Source organism: Cytobacillus sp. FSL M8-0252 (assembly GCF_038007345.1).
Lineage (GTDB): Bacteria > Bacillota > Bacilli > Bacillales > Cytobacillaceae > Cytobacillus > Cytobacillus kochii.
Map to the genome: position 1 here is coordinate 3,543,987 of NZ_JBBOWZ010000001.1, position 19,511 is coordinate 3,563,497.

20 protein-coding genes are annotated in these 19,511 nt (G+C 36.6%); 3 read left to right on the forward strand and 17 right to left on the reverse strand.

All coding sequences use genetic code 11. The features are described 5' to 3' along the window. Window positions 1-71: 71 nt before the first annotated feature. The 3 genes from panF to MKX83_RS17810 form a co-directional block, all read right to left on the reverse strand. Window positions 72-1,544, reverse strand: a complete 1,473-nt coding sequence (panF, locus tag MKX83_RS17800; protein ID WP_341051742.1) for a sodium/pantothenate symporter — start codon at window positions 1,542-1,544, stop codon at window positions 72-74. Further along, the gene (locus MKX83_RS17805; protein ID WP_095372290.1) at window positions 1,541-1,810 is read right to left on the reverse strand and encodes a YhdT family protein; all 270 of its coding nucleotides are present in this window, start codon (window positions 1,808-1,810) and stop codon (window positions 1,541-1,543) included. Before MKX83_RS17805 ends, panF begins: the two co-directional genes overlap by 4 nt. 251 nt (window positions 1,811-2,061) lie before the next feature. Then, window positions 2,062-2,214, reverse strand: a complete 153-nt coding sequence (locus MKX83_RS17810; protein ID WP_157733921.1) for a hypothetical protein — start codon at window positions 2,212-2,214, stop codon at window positions 2,062-2,064. Between the two features lie 107 nt (window positions 2,215-2,321). Here MKX83_RS17810 and MKX83_RS17815 point away from each other — a divergent pair, with 107 nt between their 5' ends. Further along, window positions 2,322-2,810 carry a universal stress protein gene (locus MKX83_RS17815; RefSeq protein WP_341056806.1) on the forward strand — a complete coding sequence of 163 codons (489 nt, stop codon included), beginning with the start codon at window positions 2,322-2,324 and terminating at the stop codon, window positions 2,808-2,810. Between the two features lie 26 nt (window positions 2,811-2,836). Here the strand turns inward: MKX83_RS17815 and argH are convergent, their stop codons facing one another. The 3 genes from argH to pbp4b form a co-directional block, all read right to left on the reverse strand. Further along, window positions 2,837-4,225, reverse strand: a complete 1,389-nt coding sequence (argH, locus tag MKX83_RS17820; RefSeq protein WP_307319277.1) for an argininosuccinate lyase — start codon at window positions 4,223-4,225, stop codon at window positions 2,837-2,839. Continuing rightward, window positions 4,222-5,430 (reverse strand): argininosuccinate synthase, encoded by a 1,209-nt coding sequence (locus MKX83_RS17825; protein WP_095372287.1) that lies wholly within the window; start codon window positions 5,428-5,430, stop codon window positions 4,222-4,224. Before MKX83_RS17825 ends, argH begins: the two co-directional genes overlap by 4 nt. Before the next feature lie 303 nt (window positions 5,431-5,733). Further along, window positions 5,734-7,077 (reverse strand): penicillin binding protein PBP4B, encoded by a 1,344-nt coding sequence (pbp4b, locus tag MKX83_RS17830; RefSeq protein ID WP_445293166.1) that lies wholly within the window; start codon window positions 7,075-7,077, stop codon window positions 5,734-5,736. A gap of 134 nt (window positions 7,078-7,211) precedes the next feature. Between pbp4b and MKX83_RS17835 the strand changes: the two genes are divergently transcribed. Further along, entirely contained in the window at window positions 7,212-7,526 is a 315-nt protein-coding gene (locus tag MKX83_RS17835; RefSeq protein ID WP_322910339.1) for a hypothetical protein, read from the forward strand. Between the two features lie 39 nt (window positions 7,527-7,565). On the opposite strand, the gene MKX83_RS17840 is transcribed toward MKX83_RS17835, so the two are convergent. The 9 genes from MKX83_RS17840 to sppA form a co-directional block, all read right to left on the reverse strand. Continuing rightward, the gene (locus MKX83_RS17840; protein ID WP_095372284.1) at window positions 7,566-8,078 is read right to left on the reverse strand and encodes a MogA/MoaB family molybdenum cofactor biosynthesis protein; all 513 of its coding nucleotides are present in this window, start codon (window positions 8,076-8,078) and stop codon (window positions 7,566-7,568) included. Window positions 8,079-8,087: 9 nt separating this feature from the next. Next, window positions 8,088-8,921, reverse strand: coding sequence for an EcsC family protein (locus MKX83_RS17845; RefSeq protein ID WP_095372283.1), 834 nt, complete (start codon window positions 8,919-8,921; stop codon window positions 8,088-8,090). A 340-nt stretch (window positions 8,922-9,261) separates the two neighbouring features. Continuing rightward, complete coding sequence (locus tag MKX83_RS17850; RefSeq protein ID WP_095372282.1) at window positions 9,262-10,449, reverse strand: acetate kinase; 1,188 nt, start codon at window positions 10,447-10,449, stop codon at window positions 9,262-9,264. A gap of 284 nt (window positions 10,450-10,733) precedes the next feature. After that, on the reverse strand, window positions 10,734-11,723 hold the full coding sequence (locus tag MKX83_RS17855; protein WP_095372281.1) for a class I SAM-dependent methyltransferase: 990 nt from the start codon (window positions 11,721-11,723) through the stop codon (window positions 10,734-10,736). Between the two features lie 272 nt (window positions 11,724-11,995). Continuing rightward, entirely contained in the window at window positions 11,996-12,496 is a 501-nt protein-coding gene (gene tpx / locus MKX83_RS17860; RefSeq protein ID WP_095372280.1) for a thiol peroxidase, read from the reverse strand. 181 nt (window positions 12,497-12,677) lie between these two features. Next, window positions 12,678-13,133: a GerW family sporulation protein gene (gene ytfJ / locus MKX83_RS17865; RefSeq protein WP_095372279.1), complete on the reverse strand. Its 456-nt coding sequence runs from the start codon at window positions 13,131-13,133 to the stop codon at window positions 12,678-12,680. Window positions 13,134-13,153: 20 nt separating this feature from the next. Then, window positions 13,154-13,849, reverse strand: coding sequence for a DUF2953 domain-containing protein (locus MKX83_RS17870; protein WP_341056814.1), 696 nt, complete (start codon window positions 13,847-13,849; stop codon window positions 13,154-13,156). 227 nt (window positions 13,850-14,076) lie between these two features. Further along, entirely contained in the window at window positions 14,077-14,598 is a 522-nt protein-coding gene (locus tag MKX83_RS17875) for an RDD family protein (RefSeq protein ID WP_095372277.1), read from the reverse strand. Between the two features lie 17 nt (window positions 14,599-14,615). Next, window positions 14,616-15,626 (reverse strand): signal peptide peptidase SppA, encoded by a 1,011-nt coding sequence (sppA, locus tag MKX83_RS17880; RefSeq protein WP_307316836.1) that lies wholly within the window; start codon window positions 15,624-15,626, stop codon window positions 14,616-14,618. A 172-nt stretch (window positions 15,627-15,798) separates the two neighbouring features. Here sppA and MKX83_RS17885 point away from each other — a divergent pair, with 172 nt between their 5' ends. Beyond that, window positions 15,799-16,596, forward strand: a complete 798-nt coding sequence (locus tag MKX83_RS17885) for an NAD kinase (RefSeq protein ID WP_095372276.1) — start codon at window positions 15,799-15,801, stop codon at window positions 16,594-16,596. A 228-nt stretch (window positions 16,597-16,824) separates the two neighbouring features. Here MKX83_RS17885 and rarD read toward each other — a convergent pair whose 3' ends face one another. Further along, complete coding sequence (gene rarD / locus MKX83_RS17890; protein WP_095372275.1) at window positions 16,825-17,754, reverse strand: EamA family transporter RarD; 930 nt, start codon at window positions 17,752-17,754, stop codon at window positions 16,825-16,827. 76 nt (window positions 17,755-17,830) lie between these two features. After that, a complete protein-coding gene (locus tag MKX83_RS17895) occupies window positions 17,831-19,420 on the reverse strand; it encodes an amidohydrolase (RefSeq protein ID WP_341056820.1) in 1,590 nt (529 codons plus the stop codon). Between the last annotated feature and the right edge of the window lie 91 nt (window positions 19,421-19,511).

Here is a 19,511-nt window from a genome sequence, read left to right on the forward strand (position 1 = left end):
AAAAACCTGAACATACACAATTGGTTGTGTTTGTTCAGGTTTTATTTTACTTTGTTTCATTTAGAAAATAACTACTTTGAAACATACCAAAATTTTTCGATAATCTCCTGTTGTTGAGTTGGTTTTTTATATTGTGTGAACAAACTAACAAGGACATAAAGTATAAAAGATAAAAACACTGGGACAACGACCGGGTGCACGCCTAATAAGTCCGGAAATAAACGGTCAATAATAATATAACTACTTACCCCTGTAATCATAGAAGCAAGAGCCCCATAGGCATTTCCTTTTTTCCAATAAAGCCCCATAATAATTGGCCAGATAAACGCTGCTTCTAATCCACCAAAAGCAAATAAATTAAGCCAGATAAGAAGATCAGGTGGCTCTATACTTACAATATACACTAGAATACCAATGATTGCTGTTACAGATAACGTCAACTTTTTAATAAACTGATCTGTTGCTTTACTGTTAATATAATTTATGTAAATATCTTTCACCAACGATGAACTGACAAGAAGTAACAATGCATTGACTGTTGAGATGACCGCTGCAATCGGAGCTGCCAACACAATCCCTGCTAACCATGAAGGTAAAATGGTTAGTGTCAATTGCGGCATCACCGTATCCCCGACTTCAATTCCAGGAATCACCACTCGTGCAAATACACCTGTAAGATGCATACCTAGCATAATAGCGCCTGTAACAAGTGTACCGATAATCATCGCCGTATGCATTGCCTTTGCGTTTTTGTAAGACATTGCTCTGACAGCAATTTGGGGCAAACCAACCACACCAACACCAACCAGAAGCCAAAAACTGGATACGTATAAAGGCGTTAATGAACCGTCCGCACCGAAGGGTGTAATCAAGTTAGGATTTTCTGCTGTTAATTTCTCGATAATATTCGGTACCCCACCACCAGCAATGATTGTTCCTACTAAAATAATAATTGTACCAATTAACATGATCATACCGAGAACTGTATCAGTGATGGCAACTGCACGAAAACCACCAATCACAACAAAAATAAGAACAGATAATGTAAAAATTAAAAGTGCTGATTGATACGACAATCCCATAAACGATTCTAATAATCGGCCACCACCAATCCACTGCGCAGACATAGAAGCGAATAAGAAAACAACTATACAAATTGACGATAAGATGACTACCCATTTACTTTGATAGCGTTCTCTTAAGAAATCATTTAAAGTAACCGCTTTTGTCTTCCTAGAGATAATGGCAAACTTTTTACCTAAGATAGCGAGTGTAAAGTAGCCTGTTACCACTTGTGACATCGACAATAACACCCAGCCAAGACCCATATTATAAGCAATTCCAGGTCCACCGATGAAGCTTGACGCACTCCCATATGTAGCCACCATCGTCATCGCCAATAATAAGCCACCAAGATTTCTTCCACCTAGAAAATATTCTTGTAAAAAATCAGGTCCATGCTTTAAATATTTTGTTGCATAAATCCCAAAAAAGAATAGTGAACATAAAAAAATAATTAATGGTATAGCTACTCCCCAATTCATTGTTCTTCCTCCTCAAAAGGTACATCAGAGAACAAGAACTTAACAACCAACCAAACGATGACTGTAATAATTAGAAACCCTAACACACAGCTATAGAAAAACCACGAAGGTAATCCAAAGATATATTGATACTCTTCAACAGGCTTACTACCTAAGCCGTAGGCAAAAGAATACCATATGAAAAAGTTGATCATCGCAATACCGACACCGATAAGCGCTTCTCGATTAGCAACTTTATATCTTGGATCAAGCTTTTTTTGCTCCATCTTCTTCTCCCCCTTAATAAACCTTTCCCCTATCGTTCTATTCTAATATAAATGGCTATCAATGGACATGACCTAAATTGCTTCCTGTAATCAACCGTTTTTTTACATCTTTTAACATAGTGGGGTAACTACAATATATCCATCACAAAATTATTTTAACAGTAAAGGTGTTTTTGTCTACTCTTATGAAGTTTTTTGAATACAAGCTCAAAAGGCGTTTTGTCATATGACAAAACGCCTTTTATATTACTTTAGCTTAATTCATCTTCATTGGTTTCGTTCGTCAATTGTTGGCGACTGACTGCACCACCGTTATATGCCTCCATTATTGAATCGCTAATAGATTGTTCTGCTTCATTTTCATCATACAATTGATTCCATTCATTTCTTTCTTCTTTTTTCAAGATTGTTCACTCCTTTGTCATTATTTTTTCCTCATTATTGTTTGAAAAATGGCTACATTTATTCATAAAAAGGGTATGTATAATAATAGGTAAAGGAGGAGATTTAAATGAGTAAACATTATGAAAACATTTTAGTCGCAGTAGATGGTTCAGTAGAAGCAGATGAGGCATTTAATCAAGCAATTGAAATGGTGAAGGATAGTGGTGCCAATCTCATTTTAGCTCATGTTGTCGATACTCGTACCAATGCTATTGAAGCTTATGATCACTCTACTTCTGTTAGAGCTACAGAATTTGCTGAGAACTTAATGGCACGTTATAAGGAAGTTTGTACTCAAGCAAACGTTACTAAAGTAGAGTATATAATCGAATATGGATCTCCCAAAATAATCATAACCAAAGATATCGCGAAAACAAAGCCAATCGACCTTATTATATGTGGAGCAACGGGGCTGAATGCTGTCGAACGCTTCTTAATTGGTAGTGTATCAGAATATATTACACGCCACGCACCTTGTGATGTACTTGTGGTCAGACCGAATAAATCCGCAAAGCAACAAAGTGGGGAGGCAAACGTGGCAGAGAAGCACTCCTAAAAAAAAGCGAAGAAGAGCATGCGCATCTAGGCATGCTCTTCTTTATTTAACTTAGCTTTCGCTTTATCTATAGCGATTCTCACCTGGTCGAAGCCTGTTCCACCCGCGCTATTTCTTCTTTCAACAGCGGTATATGGATCAAGCACCTTATAAATATCGGCTTCAAATAAATCATTAACAGCTCTGTATTCCTCAAGTGATAAATCCATTAAGAAACAACCTTTTTGTACGCAAGTAAGCACGAGCTTACCAACGATTTCATGCGCTTCACGGAATGGTACACCTTTACTTGAAAGATAATCAGCTAGTTCAGTCGCATTAGAGAAATCATTCTTTGTCGCCTTCTCCATTTGTGTTGTCTTCACCTTCATTGTTTCAATCATTCCAACAAAGATTTTTAGAGAACCAACGACCGTTTTGACAGTATCAAACATGCCTTCCTTATCTTCTTGCATATCTTTGTTATAAGCAAGTGGTAAGCCTTTTAAAACAGTCAACATCCCCATAAGATTTCCATATACTCGTCCCGTTTTACCGCGTATTAACTCAGCCATATCCGGGTTCTTCTTTTGCGGCATAATACTGCTTCCTGTTGCGAAACTATCATCTAATTCAATGAATTGAAATTCTTGACTTGACCAGAGAATCAATTCTTCACTTAATCGAGATAGATGCATCATCAGTGTTGAACTTGAAGATAAGAATTCCAAAATAAAATCACGATCACTCACAGCATCTAAGCTGTTTTCATAAATCCCTTCAAAACCAAGCAATTCGGCTGTTTGATAGCGATCAATCGGAAAAGTTGTTCCAGCCAATGCACCAGCTCCAAGTGGAGAAATGTTAATGCGTTTGAGGCTTTCTTGATAACGTTGTTTATCACGATCAAGCATCCAGAAGTATGCCATTAGGTGATGCGCGAATGAAATCGGTTGTGCTCTCTGTAAATGGGTATATCCTGGCATCACCGTTTCAACGTTCGCTTCCGCTTGTGTAAGTAATGCATTTTGCAGTTCTTCAACAAGCATAATAATGGTTTGAACCTGCTTCTTTAAATATAAATGCATATCAGTAGCAACTTGATCATTTCGGCTACGAGCTGTATGTAGCTTTCCGCCTACAGGACCGACAAGTTCAGTTAATGCACTTTCTAAGTTAAGGTGAATATCTTCAAGTTTAACTGAATACTCAATTTCTTCATTAGCAGCTTTTTCTTGTAATGTTTGCAAGCCAGATTTAATTTTTTCAGCATCCTCTTCGCTAATAATACCATTTGCAGAAAGCATTGTTACATGAGCAATGCTTCCTTGCAAATCTTCTTGTACTAGCTCCTGATCAAAGGAGATGGATGCGCCAAATTCATCGACCCATTCTTCAGCAGATTTGGTGAATCTGCCTCCCCAAAGCTTTTTCACACTGTCACCTTCTTGTTACCTTGCACCGCACTTTGTACTTTTGTTGGTAGACCCCATAATTTAATGAAACCGATCGCTGCGTTATGATCAAATTCATCATCAGAAGTGTATGTGGCAAGTTTTTCATCATATAGAGTATAAGGAGACTTTCTTCCTTCAACAATCGCATGGCCTTTAAATAATTTCACTCTTACTGTCCCTGTTACGTATTTTTGCGACTCTTTTAAGAATGCTTGGAGTGCTGTTCTTAATTGAGAGAACCAAAGTCCGTTATAGATTAATTCAGCAACCTGCTTCTCAATAATTGGTTTAAAATGCGCTAATTCTTTCACAAGTGTTAAATCTTCCAGCTCTTTATGTGCTTTCATTAAAGTAGTAGCACCTGGCACTTCATAAATTTCACGAGATTTAATCCCTACTAAACGGTTCTCAACATGGTCAATACGTCCCACACCATGTTTTCCAGCAATGTAATTTAACTCTGTAATTAGCTGAGAAAGCATATATGATTTCCCATTTAATGTCACAGGTACGCCTTCCTCAAAACCGATTTCAATGATTTCTGGTGTATCTGGCGTATTTTCGAGACTATTTGTTAAATCATATGCATCTTCTGGTGGTGCAGCCCAAGGATCTTCTAGAATTCCGCACTCATTACTTCTTCCCCATAAGTTCTGGTCAATAGAGTATGGAGAATCTAATTGAATCGGTACAGGAATACCATTTTCTTTTGCATAAGCAATTTCTTCTTCACGAGACCATTTCCAATCACGCACTGGTGCTAATACTTCTAAGTCAGGATTTAATCCCGCAATAGCCACTTCAAAACGGACCTGATCATTCCCTTTACCCGTACATCCGTGTGCAACTGCAACCGCACCTTCTTTTTCAGCTACTTCCACTAATTTTTTTGCAATCAACGGACGAGAAAGCGCTGATACTAATGGATATTTATTTTCATATAATGCATGTGCTTGTAAGGCTACAAGAGCAAATTCTTGCGCGAATTCCTCTCTTGCATCAATCACGTAAGAAGCAACCGCACCAACCTGAAGTGCTTTTTCTTTTACGAAATCAAGGTCTTTTCCTTCACCAACATCTAAACAACAAGCAACAACAGCGTAACCTTGATCTCCTAACCATTTAATTGCAACTGAAGTATCTAAACCGCCTGAATAGGCAAGAACAACTTTTGGATTTGACATTTTTATTTCCTCCTTGAAGTGGATACGTATAAATATTCAATAACTTATATTTTTATTCAACTGATTATGTTAATACTTTAACAACCTTTCCCTAAAATTGCAATAGGTTATCTACAATTTCTATAAAATATCCACAAATGCATAAATCCACATAAATATCCGTCCAACCGAAACAAGTGAAAGTGTAGAAAAGAGCAAAATTTCCAGCATATATTGCAAACCATTATAAAAAAAGATAAAAGCCTTATTGGCTTTTATCTTAGTTTCCTTACTCTTGTTTTTATTTATTTATAGCAATGATTGCTAAGAGATTATCGCCTTATAAATAAGGTCTATCACTTTCCCATAATTACTAATAACTGACTGATCGCCGGCAAAAACATTGGGATTCTTATAAGGGTCGATTACATGTGAGTGTCTTTTATTTGTTAGTAAACATATGCCAAGTTGATTTTCCTTATCAATAACAGTCATCGTTCCTGTCCAGCCTGTATGACCAATGGCAGCGCTCGGTGCACTTTCACTAAAAAATTGATGCATATGATCGTCACTATTTATCCTCCAACCTAATGCAAAAGAAGAGTCAGGCGACGAAGGGGTTGTAAACTGATTGATGGTTGACTGATTAAAAAGTTCAAGATTCCCGTAGCCACCTCCATTTAACATCACTTGTAATAATACAGCCATTTCCCTCCCAGTAGAAAATAGGCCCGCGTGTCCTGATACACCTGCCATGCTATAAAACGCCTTTTCATCATGGACTTCTCCTTGTAATGTATGCTTCCTTATATGGGGAAAGGAAATAGCACCATCTCTTGTATTACCAAATAACTCAGTTGCGGCAAATTCATTTTGACTTTCTCCTTTTTGTAGAGGGTTATACTTAGTATGAATAAGGCCAAGGGGTTTATATATTTCCTTTTCAACATAATCGTCTAATGATACACCTGTCACTTCTTCAATAATTATCCCTAATAACATATAATCAATATCACTATATATTTGTGCTGTATGGGGCGGATGCTTCAGTGGTGTAGCTATGACCATCTTTTTAGTTAACTCTCTATCTTGAGAATATAACACGCCCGCTTTTTTTGGATCGTGATAGTGAATACTGCTCGGTAGTCCAGCAGTATGCTGCAACAGATCGGTTACTGTTATCTTTGCTTTTCCTTTTATCTCGTCGTTATCACGATCTTTAAATGCTGGTAAATAATATTGGACAGATTGCTTCAAGTCAACCTTCCCTTGGGAAACTAACTGTTGCATAGCAAAATTTGTACTGAACATTTTTGTATTTGATGCGAGGTCAAAAATCGTTGTTGTTTTCATTTTTATTGGTTGCGACAATACGGAATGCCCATCATATCGTTTGGCGAATCCATACGCTGAATCCTTAATGATTTTTCCATCCTTAATGATTACTAAAACAGTACCAGGAAAACCACGGGATATTTCCGTTGTTATACATTCATCAACGACTTTTAAACGCTCACTACTGATACCCACATCTTCTGGCAGCCCAATTTGTAATTTTGTATAATAGTTTTTTTTTGCTTGCATGGTGTTTGTATTCGATTTAGCATTAGAGGGGGATGGAGAAAGGCAAAGCAGAATAAATAGAAGAATCCAAACGATATTTTTCAACACTTGCCATTCCTTTCTCATTATAATTACTTTACTATATTCACTTGGCCAAGCAAACGGAAGGGTATATAGCTATGATTTAAAAAAGAAGATACACTTATAAATAATATAAATATTAGCAGGGGGGGCAAACAATGCATCAGCATTTTACGTTTAACCAAAGATTATCTATCGATTTACCGACTATAAAAAAGGATTGGGAGGCATTTTCATCTATTGAGCAACAACAAATTTTAGTTCATTGGGAAACCATTCGTGGGAAAATTCCAGACCGTATAAAAAGTATAGAAGTCTTGATTAATAGCAAACAAGAAGAGCTCTCTAATGAAAGCGACTTTGAAACTTCTTGTAAACTCAATCACGAAATCGCCGAATTAGCCTCACAAATTAATGAATTATGGCTTTGGTTCCGAACAGGTCAAGATGTAACACTTAAAGGTCACTATTAATGAATAGGCCCGAACGTAAATGGTTCGGACTCATTCTCATTAAAATAAATCTTTACGCAATTCTTTCACGACATGACTGATCTCAGGTAATATCAATTTATTCATCGCTAATTTGACAGCACCAGAGGATCCAGGTGTACAAAACACCGCTTTATGCTTAATCACACCTGCTATTGCTCTGGACATAATGGCACTAGAACCGATATCCTCTGTATAACTCAGCATACGAAATAACTCACCGAAGCCATCAATCTCTTTATCAAACAAACGTTGCACCGTTTCAATGGTGACATCACGTAGAGCAATGCCAGTACCACCATTCGTTAATATAATATCAACATCCTCTTGGTTATATCCAGCTCGTACACTTTGTTCAATTGCGACACTTTCGTCTTTGACAATTTCATAGGCATTGACTTTATGACCCGCTCGTTCAAGTAATGCGATCATTAATTGCCCACTTTTATCTGTTTCCTCATCTCTTGTATCACTTACTGTGATAACTTTACAGCCAACAGTTAACGAATCTTTCTTATGTTCCGTTACGCTCATCGTTTACAATCACCCTGACTTATTTAATAGATAGCGATACTGATAATACTTATGAGCAAAGTCCGTTACATTTCTCGTTAATTGGTAATTAGTACCCGCTCCTATTGCCATACTAATGACTGGTATTCCTTGTAACGTTTTTTTTCTAAGTAAAACAATCGCTACTGCTTTAAACATTTGTTTCATCGGTTGTTCTAACCATGTAATATCTGTTAATTCTTCTTTTCCCTCATAAAAATATAAATCGTCATGCTGCTCTAGGTCATTCATTAAGTCCTCCCAAGCTTCTCCTTGGATTCTCCTTGGTAAGGTAGCTGCATGAAAGACTTTTAATGAACTCATCATTTCAAATGGTGTATTGACTTCGACGCCATAAGTCATGGCAATTAACTGCACGACTCTTAAATTAATGACAGCCATTGCCGGAATATCACTCCCTAGCATCATAAGCCCGCCAGTTCCTGTTGCACCACCTTGTGCTAAAGAATACATTCGATGCCTAGCAATTTGCTGTTTAGCTATGTATGATAATTGATCAATCGTCAAAGCATTCATATCATGTAATGTATCAATATCTTTTTGAAAAATCCTCCCTGAAGACAGAATTCTTTCTTTTGCATCAAGCTGTAATTGTGATCCTTGAATGAGTGCATGTAAATGAAACATCCAACTATCCATCATAGAAAACACTTGCTTTTGAACATTCTCTGGTAATAATGCAAAAGAGTATTCTAAATAATGTTCATATGAACGCTCGATATCATTCGCTTCGTAGCTATATAATTGATTTTCCCATTCACGGATTTCGTTAAGTACCATTTGTTCACGTGCAGATAATGGCATCTCCTTATCCTCCATTCGCTACTATATTTTGTTAATAGTATAGCAAATTAACTGATAATAAGCACGTTGCTCTTATGATCAAAACTTACTATTCTTTTTACTAATACCATTATTTGTTTATGACTATAAGATTCTTTAGTGAATGATCGCTGTTAGTCAGACGAATAAGATTTTCTAGGCTAACAAGGCGATTTTCTAATGGTAAATAGAGAATCATCCTGTGCAATCTTTCATCGTTTACTCTCTGTTTATATAAAATGATATTTCCTTACCCATTTGCTTATAAAAAAATAAAAACCGACTCCACCAAAAAGGCGAGTCGGAGCAAATGTTAATTCCATTATGATATTAATTCAATCGTATCTCTTGCAATCATTACTTCTTCGTTTGTAGGAATGATGATGACTTTTACCGGACTATGCGGATAATTTATAAACGCCTCACGACCCCGGACTTTATTAAGAGCAGGGTCCCAATAAACACCCATAAACTCTAGTCCCCTTAATACTCTTTCTCTTACAACGTCACTGTTTTCACCGATACCTGCAGTAAAGATTATAGCATCGACACCATACATTTTCGCTGCATATGAACCGATATATTTGTGAATATGGTTTGCGAATATTTCTAATGCTAATTCAGCTCGATCATTGCCCTCTTCCGCTGCCATCTCAATATCTCTTAAATCACTTGAAAAACCAGTAACACCAAGCATGCCACTTTGTTTATTTAATACATCTAACACTTCATCTGCTGACTTTTCGGTTTTTTGCATGATAAAGGGAATGAGGGCAGGGTCAATATCTCCTGATCTTGTTCCCATAGTTACGCCAGCTAATGGCGTAAAGCCCATGGATGTATCGATAGATTTTCCACCTTCAATCGCTGCAATACTCGCACCATTACCTAAGTGGCAAGAAATTAATCGTAATTGCTCAAGTGGTCTTCCTAACAATTCAGCTGCCCGTTCCGATACATATTTATGTGAAGTTCCGTGGAATCCATACTTTCTTATACCATACTCAGTATAATAACTATACGGCAGACTGTATAAATAAGAGCTTTCCGGCATTGATTGATGGAAGGCTGTATCAAAAACCGCTACTGCTGGAACATCTGGTAAGACACGTTTGAATGCTAAAATCCCCGTTAAATTTGCAGGATTATGTAGCGGAGCTAAATCCGATAGTTTACTGATTTTATCCATCACTTCATCTGTAATCAACACAGATTGCGAAAAATCTTCTCCACCGTGGACCACACGATGACCTACACCAACGATTTCATCAAGTTCAGCAATAATTTCATGTGCTGTTAACTCATTTAAAAGCAATTGCACAGCTACTTCATGATTGGGAATCTCTAGTTCTTTTGTTCTTTTTTCACCTTTCACTACTATTGTAAAAACCGCATGTGCTAATCCAATTCTTTCTACTATTCCTTTTGTAATTACTTTTTCTTCTGGCATATCGAATAATTGAAATTTCAAAGAAGAACTACCTGCATTAATGGCAATAATTTTTGTCAAATGATTCACTTCCTTATATCTAATATCTCCTACCCTATTTATAAAATCATCGTTTATTGATTGAATTATATCTCATCAAAAATTCATTTAAACATGAGATTCATCATATTTCAAGAAATAATAACAGGAAATAGAAAATAGTTAAATTCGGAATATTGTATTACATAAAAATAAGACTTCATTATTACATGTCTGAATAATTATAATCGTATACTAATGAAGTTTATAATCTGCAAAAATGAAAAAGGACCTCGGTATTTTTTACCGAAATCCTTTCATCATCATTAGGAACCTTTGTTTTCTCTAATCCAATTACTCACTTTTGTTAAGACACGATCAACGTCATCTGCTTTTGACAAGGATGGCAAATTAACAAGTAATGATTCTTTTGGAGGTTTGACAGCTTCACCTTTTTTCTGAAGGATAAATATACTTTTAGCTGCTTGTTCATTTTTGAATAAATTCAATGGTAAATGTAATAAACCTTGAATAATTGCGTACTTCTTCAAAAAGTCATGTAACTTTGGTGCTTGTGGACTTTCAAACAGACCGTTAGGAATTAATAAGAACAGAAATCCGCCCTCTTTTACATGTTTAAAGCTTTGTTCTATAAATAAGTGATGGGCATAAGCATGACCTTCATCAGCTTTAAGCTCATAATCTTGCGCGCGTAAATCGTTTGGATAATAGCCAACTGGTAAATCACTTACAACCACATCTACTTCATTAATGAATAATGGCTCTAAGCTATCTTGATTGTAGAAGCGGATAGGATGCTCCTGCCAGTTCGCATTCACATAAGCAAGTTTAATTAAGAGATCATCAATTTCCACACCTGTTGCTTCTACCATTTTACCAGATTGTGCATTCATCACTGTTGTGATGAGGTTACCGGTTCCAACCGCTGGATCTAATAAGGAGAAAGAAGATTGATCAATAAACTTATTAACTAAATAACCCATTAACAATCCAATAGAATCTGGTGTCATTTGATGGTTAGGTTGAACATTTTCTTTCATGCCTTTAAGAATAGCCAGTTGAAATCCCTTTCTTAAATCTTCTTTTTCAAATTTACTTATATGAAAGGATTCATAACTTTTCTCAAGACGCTTAGTTGTCAGTTCGCTTAGTTCCTCTTGAAGTATTGCTCCTTGAAATACATTTTCTCCCGTTTCTGCTAATGCCTCAAGATATGTAACATTTAATTCTTCCTTCAATAACTCAGCCGTTTCATTTAATAATGTAAACACTTCTTCCACCGGCAAAACTTTCATTGTTCATCATCGCTCCCGTTCCTATACTCTATCTCCTTATTGTACCTAGCTTTATAACCATTCACAAGTAATGAAGTTTATTTCATATTTTCTAACAAATTGATTTCAATAAAAAACGAAGTAAAACATATCATGTATAGCTTTTTACTGGGGGAGAGGTGCAAAGAGACAACTGATAGGACAACGAATTGGTGAGAGAAGGATTGTACTAAAAAGCACAAGCGACTTCTGAAAATGATTCAGAAACTGCTCGTGCTTATTATTTATCCTACTTACTTTGCTGATTTTGCTGCTTCAATTGCCGCTTCATAGTTTGGATGATCTGTTCCTTCTCCAACATATTCTACATAAACCACTTGGTCATTAGAATCTACAACAAATACCGAACGAGCTAACAAACGAAGCTCTTGCATTACAACACCATACGCTTCACCAAAAGATAAATCTCTATGATCTGAAAGAGTTTGCACATTTTCTAATCCGGAAGCAGCACACCAGCGTTTTTGAGCAAATGGAAGGTCCACACTAACGGTTAATACCTCTACATTATCTAGTCCAGATGCTTCTTCATTAAACTTTCTTGTTTGTGCATCACAAACGCCTGTATCAACTGAAGGAACCACACTAATTAAACGGATCTTCCCTTTTGTATTAGCTAGAGTAACTTCAGATAAATCATTGGCTAAGACAGAGAACTGAGGCGCCTGATCCCCAACTTTCACTTCACTTCCTAGCAGTGTAACAGGATTCCCTTTAAATGTAACTGATGCCATCATTACTTCCTCCTTTATTTATAAGTATGTACGTTTAAATGATAGCTTTTCAGAATCTTTTTTGCAATTGAAATGAATCCAATGAAAAAAAAGACAGGCACAAAGAAAAATCCGAACGATTCAAACCTCCTACAGTCGAATTTGAATATTGTTCAGATTTTTAATTGAGAAACATATTTGTTTAAAAGTCTAGATTATTTTTCTCATGATGCTCTTTCTCATTAGATGATTCTTCTTTATGGTCCTTTTTATTAAATAAATGTTGGATTTTATCTACTGCTTGAGGTGCTAAATCTAAGATCTTTTCATATAGATGAGTGCTCTCATCTAAGTGAACCATTTTTACTTCATGAGAGTTAACGATAAGAAATGCGATTGGTGTGATAGAAACACCTCCACCGCTACCTCCACCAAAAGGATGACCCTTGGATTCACCATTATTGCTATCTTTTTTGCTTGCATCCATCATAAACTCCGAGCCTCCAGCAGCAAAACCAAAGCCCACTTTTGAAACTGTAATAATCACACTGCCATCGGGTGTTTCTACTGGGTCACCAATTATCGTATTTACATCTACCATTTCTTTCAGGTTTTCCATTGCAGTTGTCATCAAGCCTTGTATTGGATGATCAGACATTCTCAATCGCCCCTTCTCATCTAGTATGTTTTAGGTTTATCACCTGATAAAACAGAAAGCTGACTCGTCTTAAAATGAGCTTTGCCACCTTTCCAAAATTTAATCAGTTTAAATCCTGCAAGCATAGCATGCCCGATACGAAATTGAATCATACATATAAAAGAGGTTTGGGCAACCGCAAATTGAAACTGTGGAGAAATAGCAATATCCGGTCTTGTCTTTAATTTCATATAATGGCTTAACACACCAATTATACTTCCTTTCACAGACCAAAACCCACCAGTTAAGACACCCGTTACCGCTGCATTACCTACACCAATAACTGTATGCCAACGCAGCTGACGAACAATGACCTTACTCATGAAATGACGAATAATATGATACAGAGAAACAACATGCTTTAAGAGCTCATCCATATCCTTAAAACTATTTAACAAATCTTCTGCAGTTATATTCTTCGAGTCCTCTTTCGTCTCTCCTCCTGATGCTGTTTTTTCTTCCTTTATTTTAATTTCAGCATTTTGCGGGTCAACTTCCATCAAAGGTATATCAATTGTATACTTAAGCCATTTCCAAAATTTTAACTTTATACTGAGGTGACTTTGTTTATCATAATGATAAAAGTGAACAGTAATGGAGAGTTTTGAAAATAATATAACTAAAATAAGAAGTAAAAATAAAAGAATAAGACCAGCAATTATGATGAACCAAAACATATAAGCACCCCTGCCTTTCAAGCAATTAGTATGGTCATTTTTACCTTTTGTTAAACTTTAAAACCAATTAATATGGGGTATCATATAAAATTTTTCAAAATAGCATTCCTTAACTTTTAAGCTTGGATAAGAAAATATGATTCTGCATCAATCTCATACACTGATTATTTCACATAACAAAAAAGCCATCCCTTAAAGGAATGACTTTTATATGCCTAGCTATTCAATTATCTCTCATGGACAACTGTTGTATCAGCAAACAGGTCATGTATGCCCTTCTTTTTTGGATGAAAGGCAACGACAAGGTAAGGAAGCATCATCACTGTACCTGAAATGAAGCGACCAATCCACTCTCTAAAAAGAATCGTTCCCCAGGAAAGCTTGCCTCCGTCTATTTGAATGACTCTTAAACCGAATACCATTTTTCCTAAAGTTTGCCCGAGGTATTTCGTCATAAGAACAAAATACAAATAGAAGGTCAACGCGGTTGCAATGGCGACAGCAGAAAAGTAAGATGAGTTATTTAAAGAAACATCTAACGCTCTAAAAACAGGGTAAATAAGGATACCATTAATGCTACCAATAATGATCCAATCTAATAAATACGCCCAAAACCTCATCCAAAACCCCGCTAACCGATATTCTTCAGTCATTGTTATCAATTGCCCAGGTTGTTCGGAAAGCACCGCTTCTTCAGAACCTTCTTGTTGGAACAATTCCTTATTTTTTGGTTCGTCTTGATTATGCATCCTAAAGCGCCTCCTTTCTATTCAGCATATAAATACATTAGGCGTGGGGAATTCGGCTGTGTAAGAAGCTTCATTACACCTTCCATTTGCAGATCATTCCCAGCAACTTTATTTGCTGCTACACTAAGAAATGAGCCAAAACCAACATTATCGCTATATTGAATAACAGCAGCGTCTTCTAAGCCCACATCGTTTTTCATCTCATTAATAACATCTTCTGCATAGCCTAACCCGTCAATCAATTGATTATCTAATGCTTGGCGACCATCATAGATACGACCATCTGCTAGTTCACGGACTTGATTTTCTGACATCTCTCGCCCAGAAGCAATCACTTCTACGAATCCTTGATAAGCATTATCTATCATATCTTGTAAAATATTTTGTTCTTCTTTAGTCATTTCTCTCGTTTGACTCATAATATCTTTAAATTCGCCACTTTTAATTGTATTAAATTCAATGCCTATCTTATCTGCAAGCTCAGTAATATTCACCCCTTGCATGATGACACCTAATGATCCTGTCATTGTATCTGCACTAGCGAAGATTTTTTCCGCCGGAGCTGAAATATAATACCCACCAGACGCAGCCATAGAACCCATAGAAATATACACAGGTTTATTCGCCTCTTCTTGAATTTCAACAATTTTATCGTGAATTTGCGCACTCTCAACAACGCCCCCACCTGGTGTATTCACTTTTATTACAACACCTTTAACAGTGGAATCATCTTTCACATGGTTTAATAATTTCATAAAACGATTGTGGTTATATGTAGAAGTTGCTAATAATGAGCCACTCTCACCCGTATCCTGAATCGTCCCATTTAAATTTAATACAGCAATTTTATTTAAAGAGTCTCCTGTTTCGATCATTTCTTCAGTAAAAGAATCTTCGCCTGTGGCCATCAAGTTTGAAAAGGTATCTTCAAAATTCGTTGACGCCAAGTTAGACATGAAATTAATTCCTACCGAAAAAACAAATAAAACAGCAGCAATTCCCAAAGCAGCCCATCTCTTTGCTGTCATTCCATCATTCCTCCTTTGAATTATACATCATCTTCCCATAGAATAAGAATGGAGAAGAGTAGGTTATCTCTTCTTATGATAGCAAAAAATGTCACTTCTTCAAATCATAAGCACCTTTATTCATTCTATCTTTCCAACACATTTTTTATGAAACATTAAAGGAGGTTTTTTCATGCATCAACGACTTTTATATTTCTACCATAAACAAGACGCCGAAACACTTGTAATTGTTGAAAATTTAAAACAACAAGCAACCCATCATGGATTCACTATAGTAACAGATCCGAGAGAAGCGACCATTATTGTTAGTATTGGAGAAGATGGGGCTTTCTTACAAGCAGTAAGAAAAACGGGATTCCGTGATGATTGTCTATACGCTGGAATTTCGACACATGGGCCATTAGGTATTTACTGTGACTTCCAATTAAATGAGCCTTCGAAAATGCTAGAAGCAGCACAAAACGAAAATATAGAAGTCCGTAAATATCCCACAATCCAAGTTACAGTTGATGGTGAAACCTCATTTCAGTGTTTAAATGAATTCTCCATCCGTTCTAGTATTATCAAAACATTAGTGATGGAAATCTATATTGATGGTCAATTATTTGAAACATTCCGTGGAGATGGAATGATTGTTTCCACTCCTACTGGTAGTACCGCTTATAATAAATCTGTCAACGGTGCAATTGTAGACCCCATGCTACCTTGTCTACAAGTAAGCGAGCTTGCCTCTTTAAATAATAATAAATATCGCACACTAGGTTCTTCATTTATTTTAGGAGAGCAAAGAACCTTAACATTAAAGATTACACACGAGGGAAATGATCACCCTATCATGGGGATGGATAATGAAGCGTTAAGTATCCAGCATGTAGATGAAATAAAAATCACCTTAAGTCCACACAGTATAAAAACCGTTAAGCTAAAAAACAACTCCTTTTGGGAAAAAGTGAAGAGAACCTTTTTATAAGAATTGTCAGGACAACAAATAAACGCTATGTAATAAGTGTTTGAATCGAATGGTAATATCGAAATGAAAAGCCGTTGAAATTTTATAATCTTAAAATTTCAACGGCTTTATTCAAAATGGTATACACAATAGTTAAGTTTGCATCCACCAACTTAAGTGACCTTTATTTAAGAAAATTGCCGATATCTAAGGAAAAGATATTAGACAAAGGTGATATCAGCCGAATCTTCACATTCCTATTTGTTTTCCTCTGGCTATTTTACTTTCCCATAATAAAACCCACTTTGTACGGGATAAAGAATAGATAGTCAGCGAAATCCATATAAACAAAAAGGATAAGAAATGTGCTTTGGAGAAATATTCACCATATACAAACACACCTAAAATAAGCATGATTGTTGGCGCAATGTATTGTAAAAACCCTACCATTGAAAGGGGTATTCTTTGGACCCCGTTAGCAAAAAGGAGTAATGGTACGGCTGTTGCTACTCCAGCACCTATTAACAATAAATCTAAACCTACATTTTCATTAAACAGCATCTGTCGTTGCTGCACAAACAAACTACCCATATATAGTAAAGCAATGGGTGTAATGACCATCGTTTCAAGTGTAAGACCAATGGCTGCATCTACTTTTACCATTTTTTTCGCTAACCCATACAGTGCGAAGGTTAAAGCAAGTAAAAAGGAAATCCAAGGAAATGAACCATACGAAACTGTTAAGATAATCACACCAATGGCTGCTAGGGCAAAAGAAACATATTGAGAAACAGATAACCGCTCTTTGAATACGACCATCCCTAGTAGTACACTAATCAACGGATTAATATAGTATCCCATACTTGTTTCAATAATTTGTCCATTATTTACAGCCCATATAAAGATAAACCAATTCGCACTTACTAATAGAGAAGCTATAATTAATCCGTACAACTGCTTCTTTGTTTGCCATAGTCCTTTTACAACAATCATAAAAGCACGCAACTTACCTAATAATAGCAATAGAATCAGCATGAAAACAAAGCTCCAAATGACCCGGTTAGCAAGTGTTTCTAAAGCACTAACCCCACCTATCAACTTCCAATAAATCGGCAGTATTCCCCATAACACATACGACAAACCTGCATAAATTACACCTTGCTTAACATCTTGCGCCATTTCCCATCCTCAATTCTTTCTATTATCGAAATAAAATGTATTATACGCCTAAAAGAATGGAATAGACAATAGTTTTTCAACTTTTTGTATAAACAATTCCCTCTGCCACCACAGTCATTTCTATAGAGATGTTGGGAATTTCTTGCACAGGAATGTTAAAGATATCTTCTTTTAAAATCGTAAAATCCGCTACAAACCCCTCTACAATCATCCCACGTTCATGCTCATGACTACATGCATAAGCACTTCCTCTCGTGTATAACCATACCGCCTCATAAGATGAAAGTGTTTGGTTGATATCATAAACGGTTTCATTCGGATCATTCACATTTGTTCTGGTAACTGCTGCATGTATACCTAGCAGAGGGCTTAGTGGTTCAATAGGTGCATCCGATCCACCTGCACATATTACACCCTCTTCTATAAGAGTACGCCAAGCATAGCACCATTTCATATACTCTTCTCCTATTCGATCAATTACCCAAGGAAAGTCAGATGAAACAAAACTCGGTTGAATATCAAGAACTAATGGTTGTTTTTTCGCTCGCTCAATCAGCTCTTCCGTTAATATTTGCGCATGGATGATTCGATCTCTATCTTTAGTATGTTGTGGATGTGCCTCTATTGCAGTTAAGGCCATTTCGAATGCTTGATCGCCAATCGCATGTATGGCAACAGGCATAGAATACGAACGAGCTTTCTCTACTAAGTTATTTAACTCCTCTTGTGTAAATATTGCTACTCCACTTGTTTCCTTATCATCTGCATATGGGTGACTTAATAAAGCAGTTCTTCCGCCAAGTGCTCCATCTGCAAATATTTTCATCGCACCAAATTCAATAAATGGATGTGGAGAAACCGCCTTCGCTTGCTGTTCATCGACCACCTCGTGATGAACGAGTAAGTGCGCTCTAAACGGAAGATTGCCCTCTTTTATCACCTTATTAAAAGTTTGATAGGTCTGTTCAAATCCACCGTAATAATTCAGGTCTTCTGTATGTCCCCCTGTAAGACCTAATCGGTGTGCATCACGAATAGCGGCTTTCATAGCCTTCAGCATATAAGCATCAGTTACTGACGGTATGACAGTTGTAATCAGCTCTTGTGCTTGATCCTTTAATAACCCATTCGGTTGTCCACCCTCATCTTTTTCAATTACACCACCTGAGGGACAGACTGTCGTTTTTGAAATGCCTGCAAGCGCCATTGCCATTGTGTTCACACTAATTGCATGCCTACATACTCGTTTAAGCATAACAGGGTGATCATTTACCCATTTGTCTATATCACTAGCAACGATAGGTTCTGCTTCATCCCAGAGATTCTCATTCCAACCCTCTCCAATAATCCACTCCCCAGGGTTGGCATCTTTACTATATTCTTTTAGAGCTTGTAAGCTCGCTTCTTTTGACGTGAATTGCGATAAATCAAGGCGAATAAGTTTTTCCCCATGACCAATTAAGTGCATATGACTATCAACAAAGCCTGGGAGCATTACACTACCTTTTAAATCCACTAATTTTGTCAACTCATGCTGATAGAGATGTCTCAACTCAGCTTCATTCCCTGTTGCAATAATTCGCCCTTCTCTTGTAAAAACAGCTTCAACATAATCATTTACTGCTTGCATTGTATACACTTTTCCGCCAAACCAAAGTGTTCCCATTCCATTTGACTCCTTTTATTATTTTTCTTCAGTATAACAAAAAAAGCACATTCTTCTATATCACTCAATATAAAAAAGACAGAAGATTTTT

Bases quoted from the DNA above. Each gene is read 5' to 3' on its own strand.
- MKX83_RS17845 (WP_095372283.1), bottom strand. From the start codon at position 8,921: ATGCCATTATCTGCACGTGAACAAATGGTACTTAACGAAATCCGTGAA.
- MKX83_RS17855 (WP_095372281.1), bottom strand. From the start codon at position 11,723: ATGAAAGTTTTGCCGGTGGAAGAAGTGTTTACATTATTAAATGAAACG.
- MKX83_RS17895 (WP_341056820.1), bottom strand. From the start codon at position 19,420: ATGGGAACACTTTGGTTTGGCGGAAAAGTGTATACAATGCAAGCAGTA.
- sppA (WP_307316836.1), bottom strand. From the start codon at position 15,626: ATGACAGCAAAGAGATGGGCTGCTTTGGGAATTGCTGCTGTTTTATTT.
- MKX83_RS17825 (WP_095372287.1), bottom strand. From the start codon at position 5,430: ATGTCAAATCCAAAAGTTGTTCTTGCCTATTCAGGCGGTTTAGATACT.
- MKX83_RS17815 (WP_341056806.1), top strand. From the start codon at position 2,322: ATGAGTAAACATTATGAAAACATTTTAGTCGCAGTAGATGGTTCAGTA.
- ytfJ (WP_095372279.1), bottom strand. From the start codon at position 13,133: ATGTCTGATCATCCAATACAAGGCTTGATGACAACTGCAATGGAAAAC.
- MKX83_RS17835 (WP_322910339.1), top strand. From the start codon at position 7,212: ATGCATCAGCATTTTACGTTTAACCAAAGATTATCTATCGATTTACCG.
- rarD (WP_095372275.1), bottom strand. From the start codon at position 17,754: ATGGCGCAAGATGTTAAGCAAGGTGTAATTTATGCAGGTTTGTCGTAT.
- tpx (WP_095372280.1), bottom strand. From the start codon at position 12,496: ATGGCATCAGTTACATTTAAAGGGAATCCTGTTACACTGCTAGGAAGT.
- panF (WP_341051742.1), bottom strand. From the start codon at position 1,544: ATGAATTGGGGAGTAGCTATACCATTAATTATTTTTTTATGTTCACTA.
- MKX83_RS17840 (WP_095372284.1), bottom strand. From the start codon at position 8,078: ATGAGCGTAACGGAACATAAGAAAGATTCGTTAACTGTTGGCTGTAAA.
- MKX83_RS17875 (WP_095372277.1), bottom strand. From the start codon at position 14,598: ATGCATAATCAAGACGAACCAAAAAATAAGGAATTGTTCCAACAAGAA.
- MKX83_RS17805 (WP_095372290.1), bottom strand. From the start codon at position 1,810: ATGGAGCAAAAAAAGCTTGATCCAAGATATAAAGTTGCTAATCGAGAA.
- MKX83_RS17870 (WP_341056814.1), bottom strand. From the start codon at position 13,849: ATGTTTTGGTTCATCATAATTGCTGGTCTTATTCTTTTATTTTTACTT.
- MKX83_RS17885 (WP_095372276.1), top strand. From the start codon at position 15,799: ATGCATCAACGACTTTTATATTTCTACCATAAACAAGACGCCGAAACA.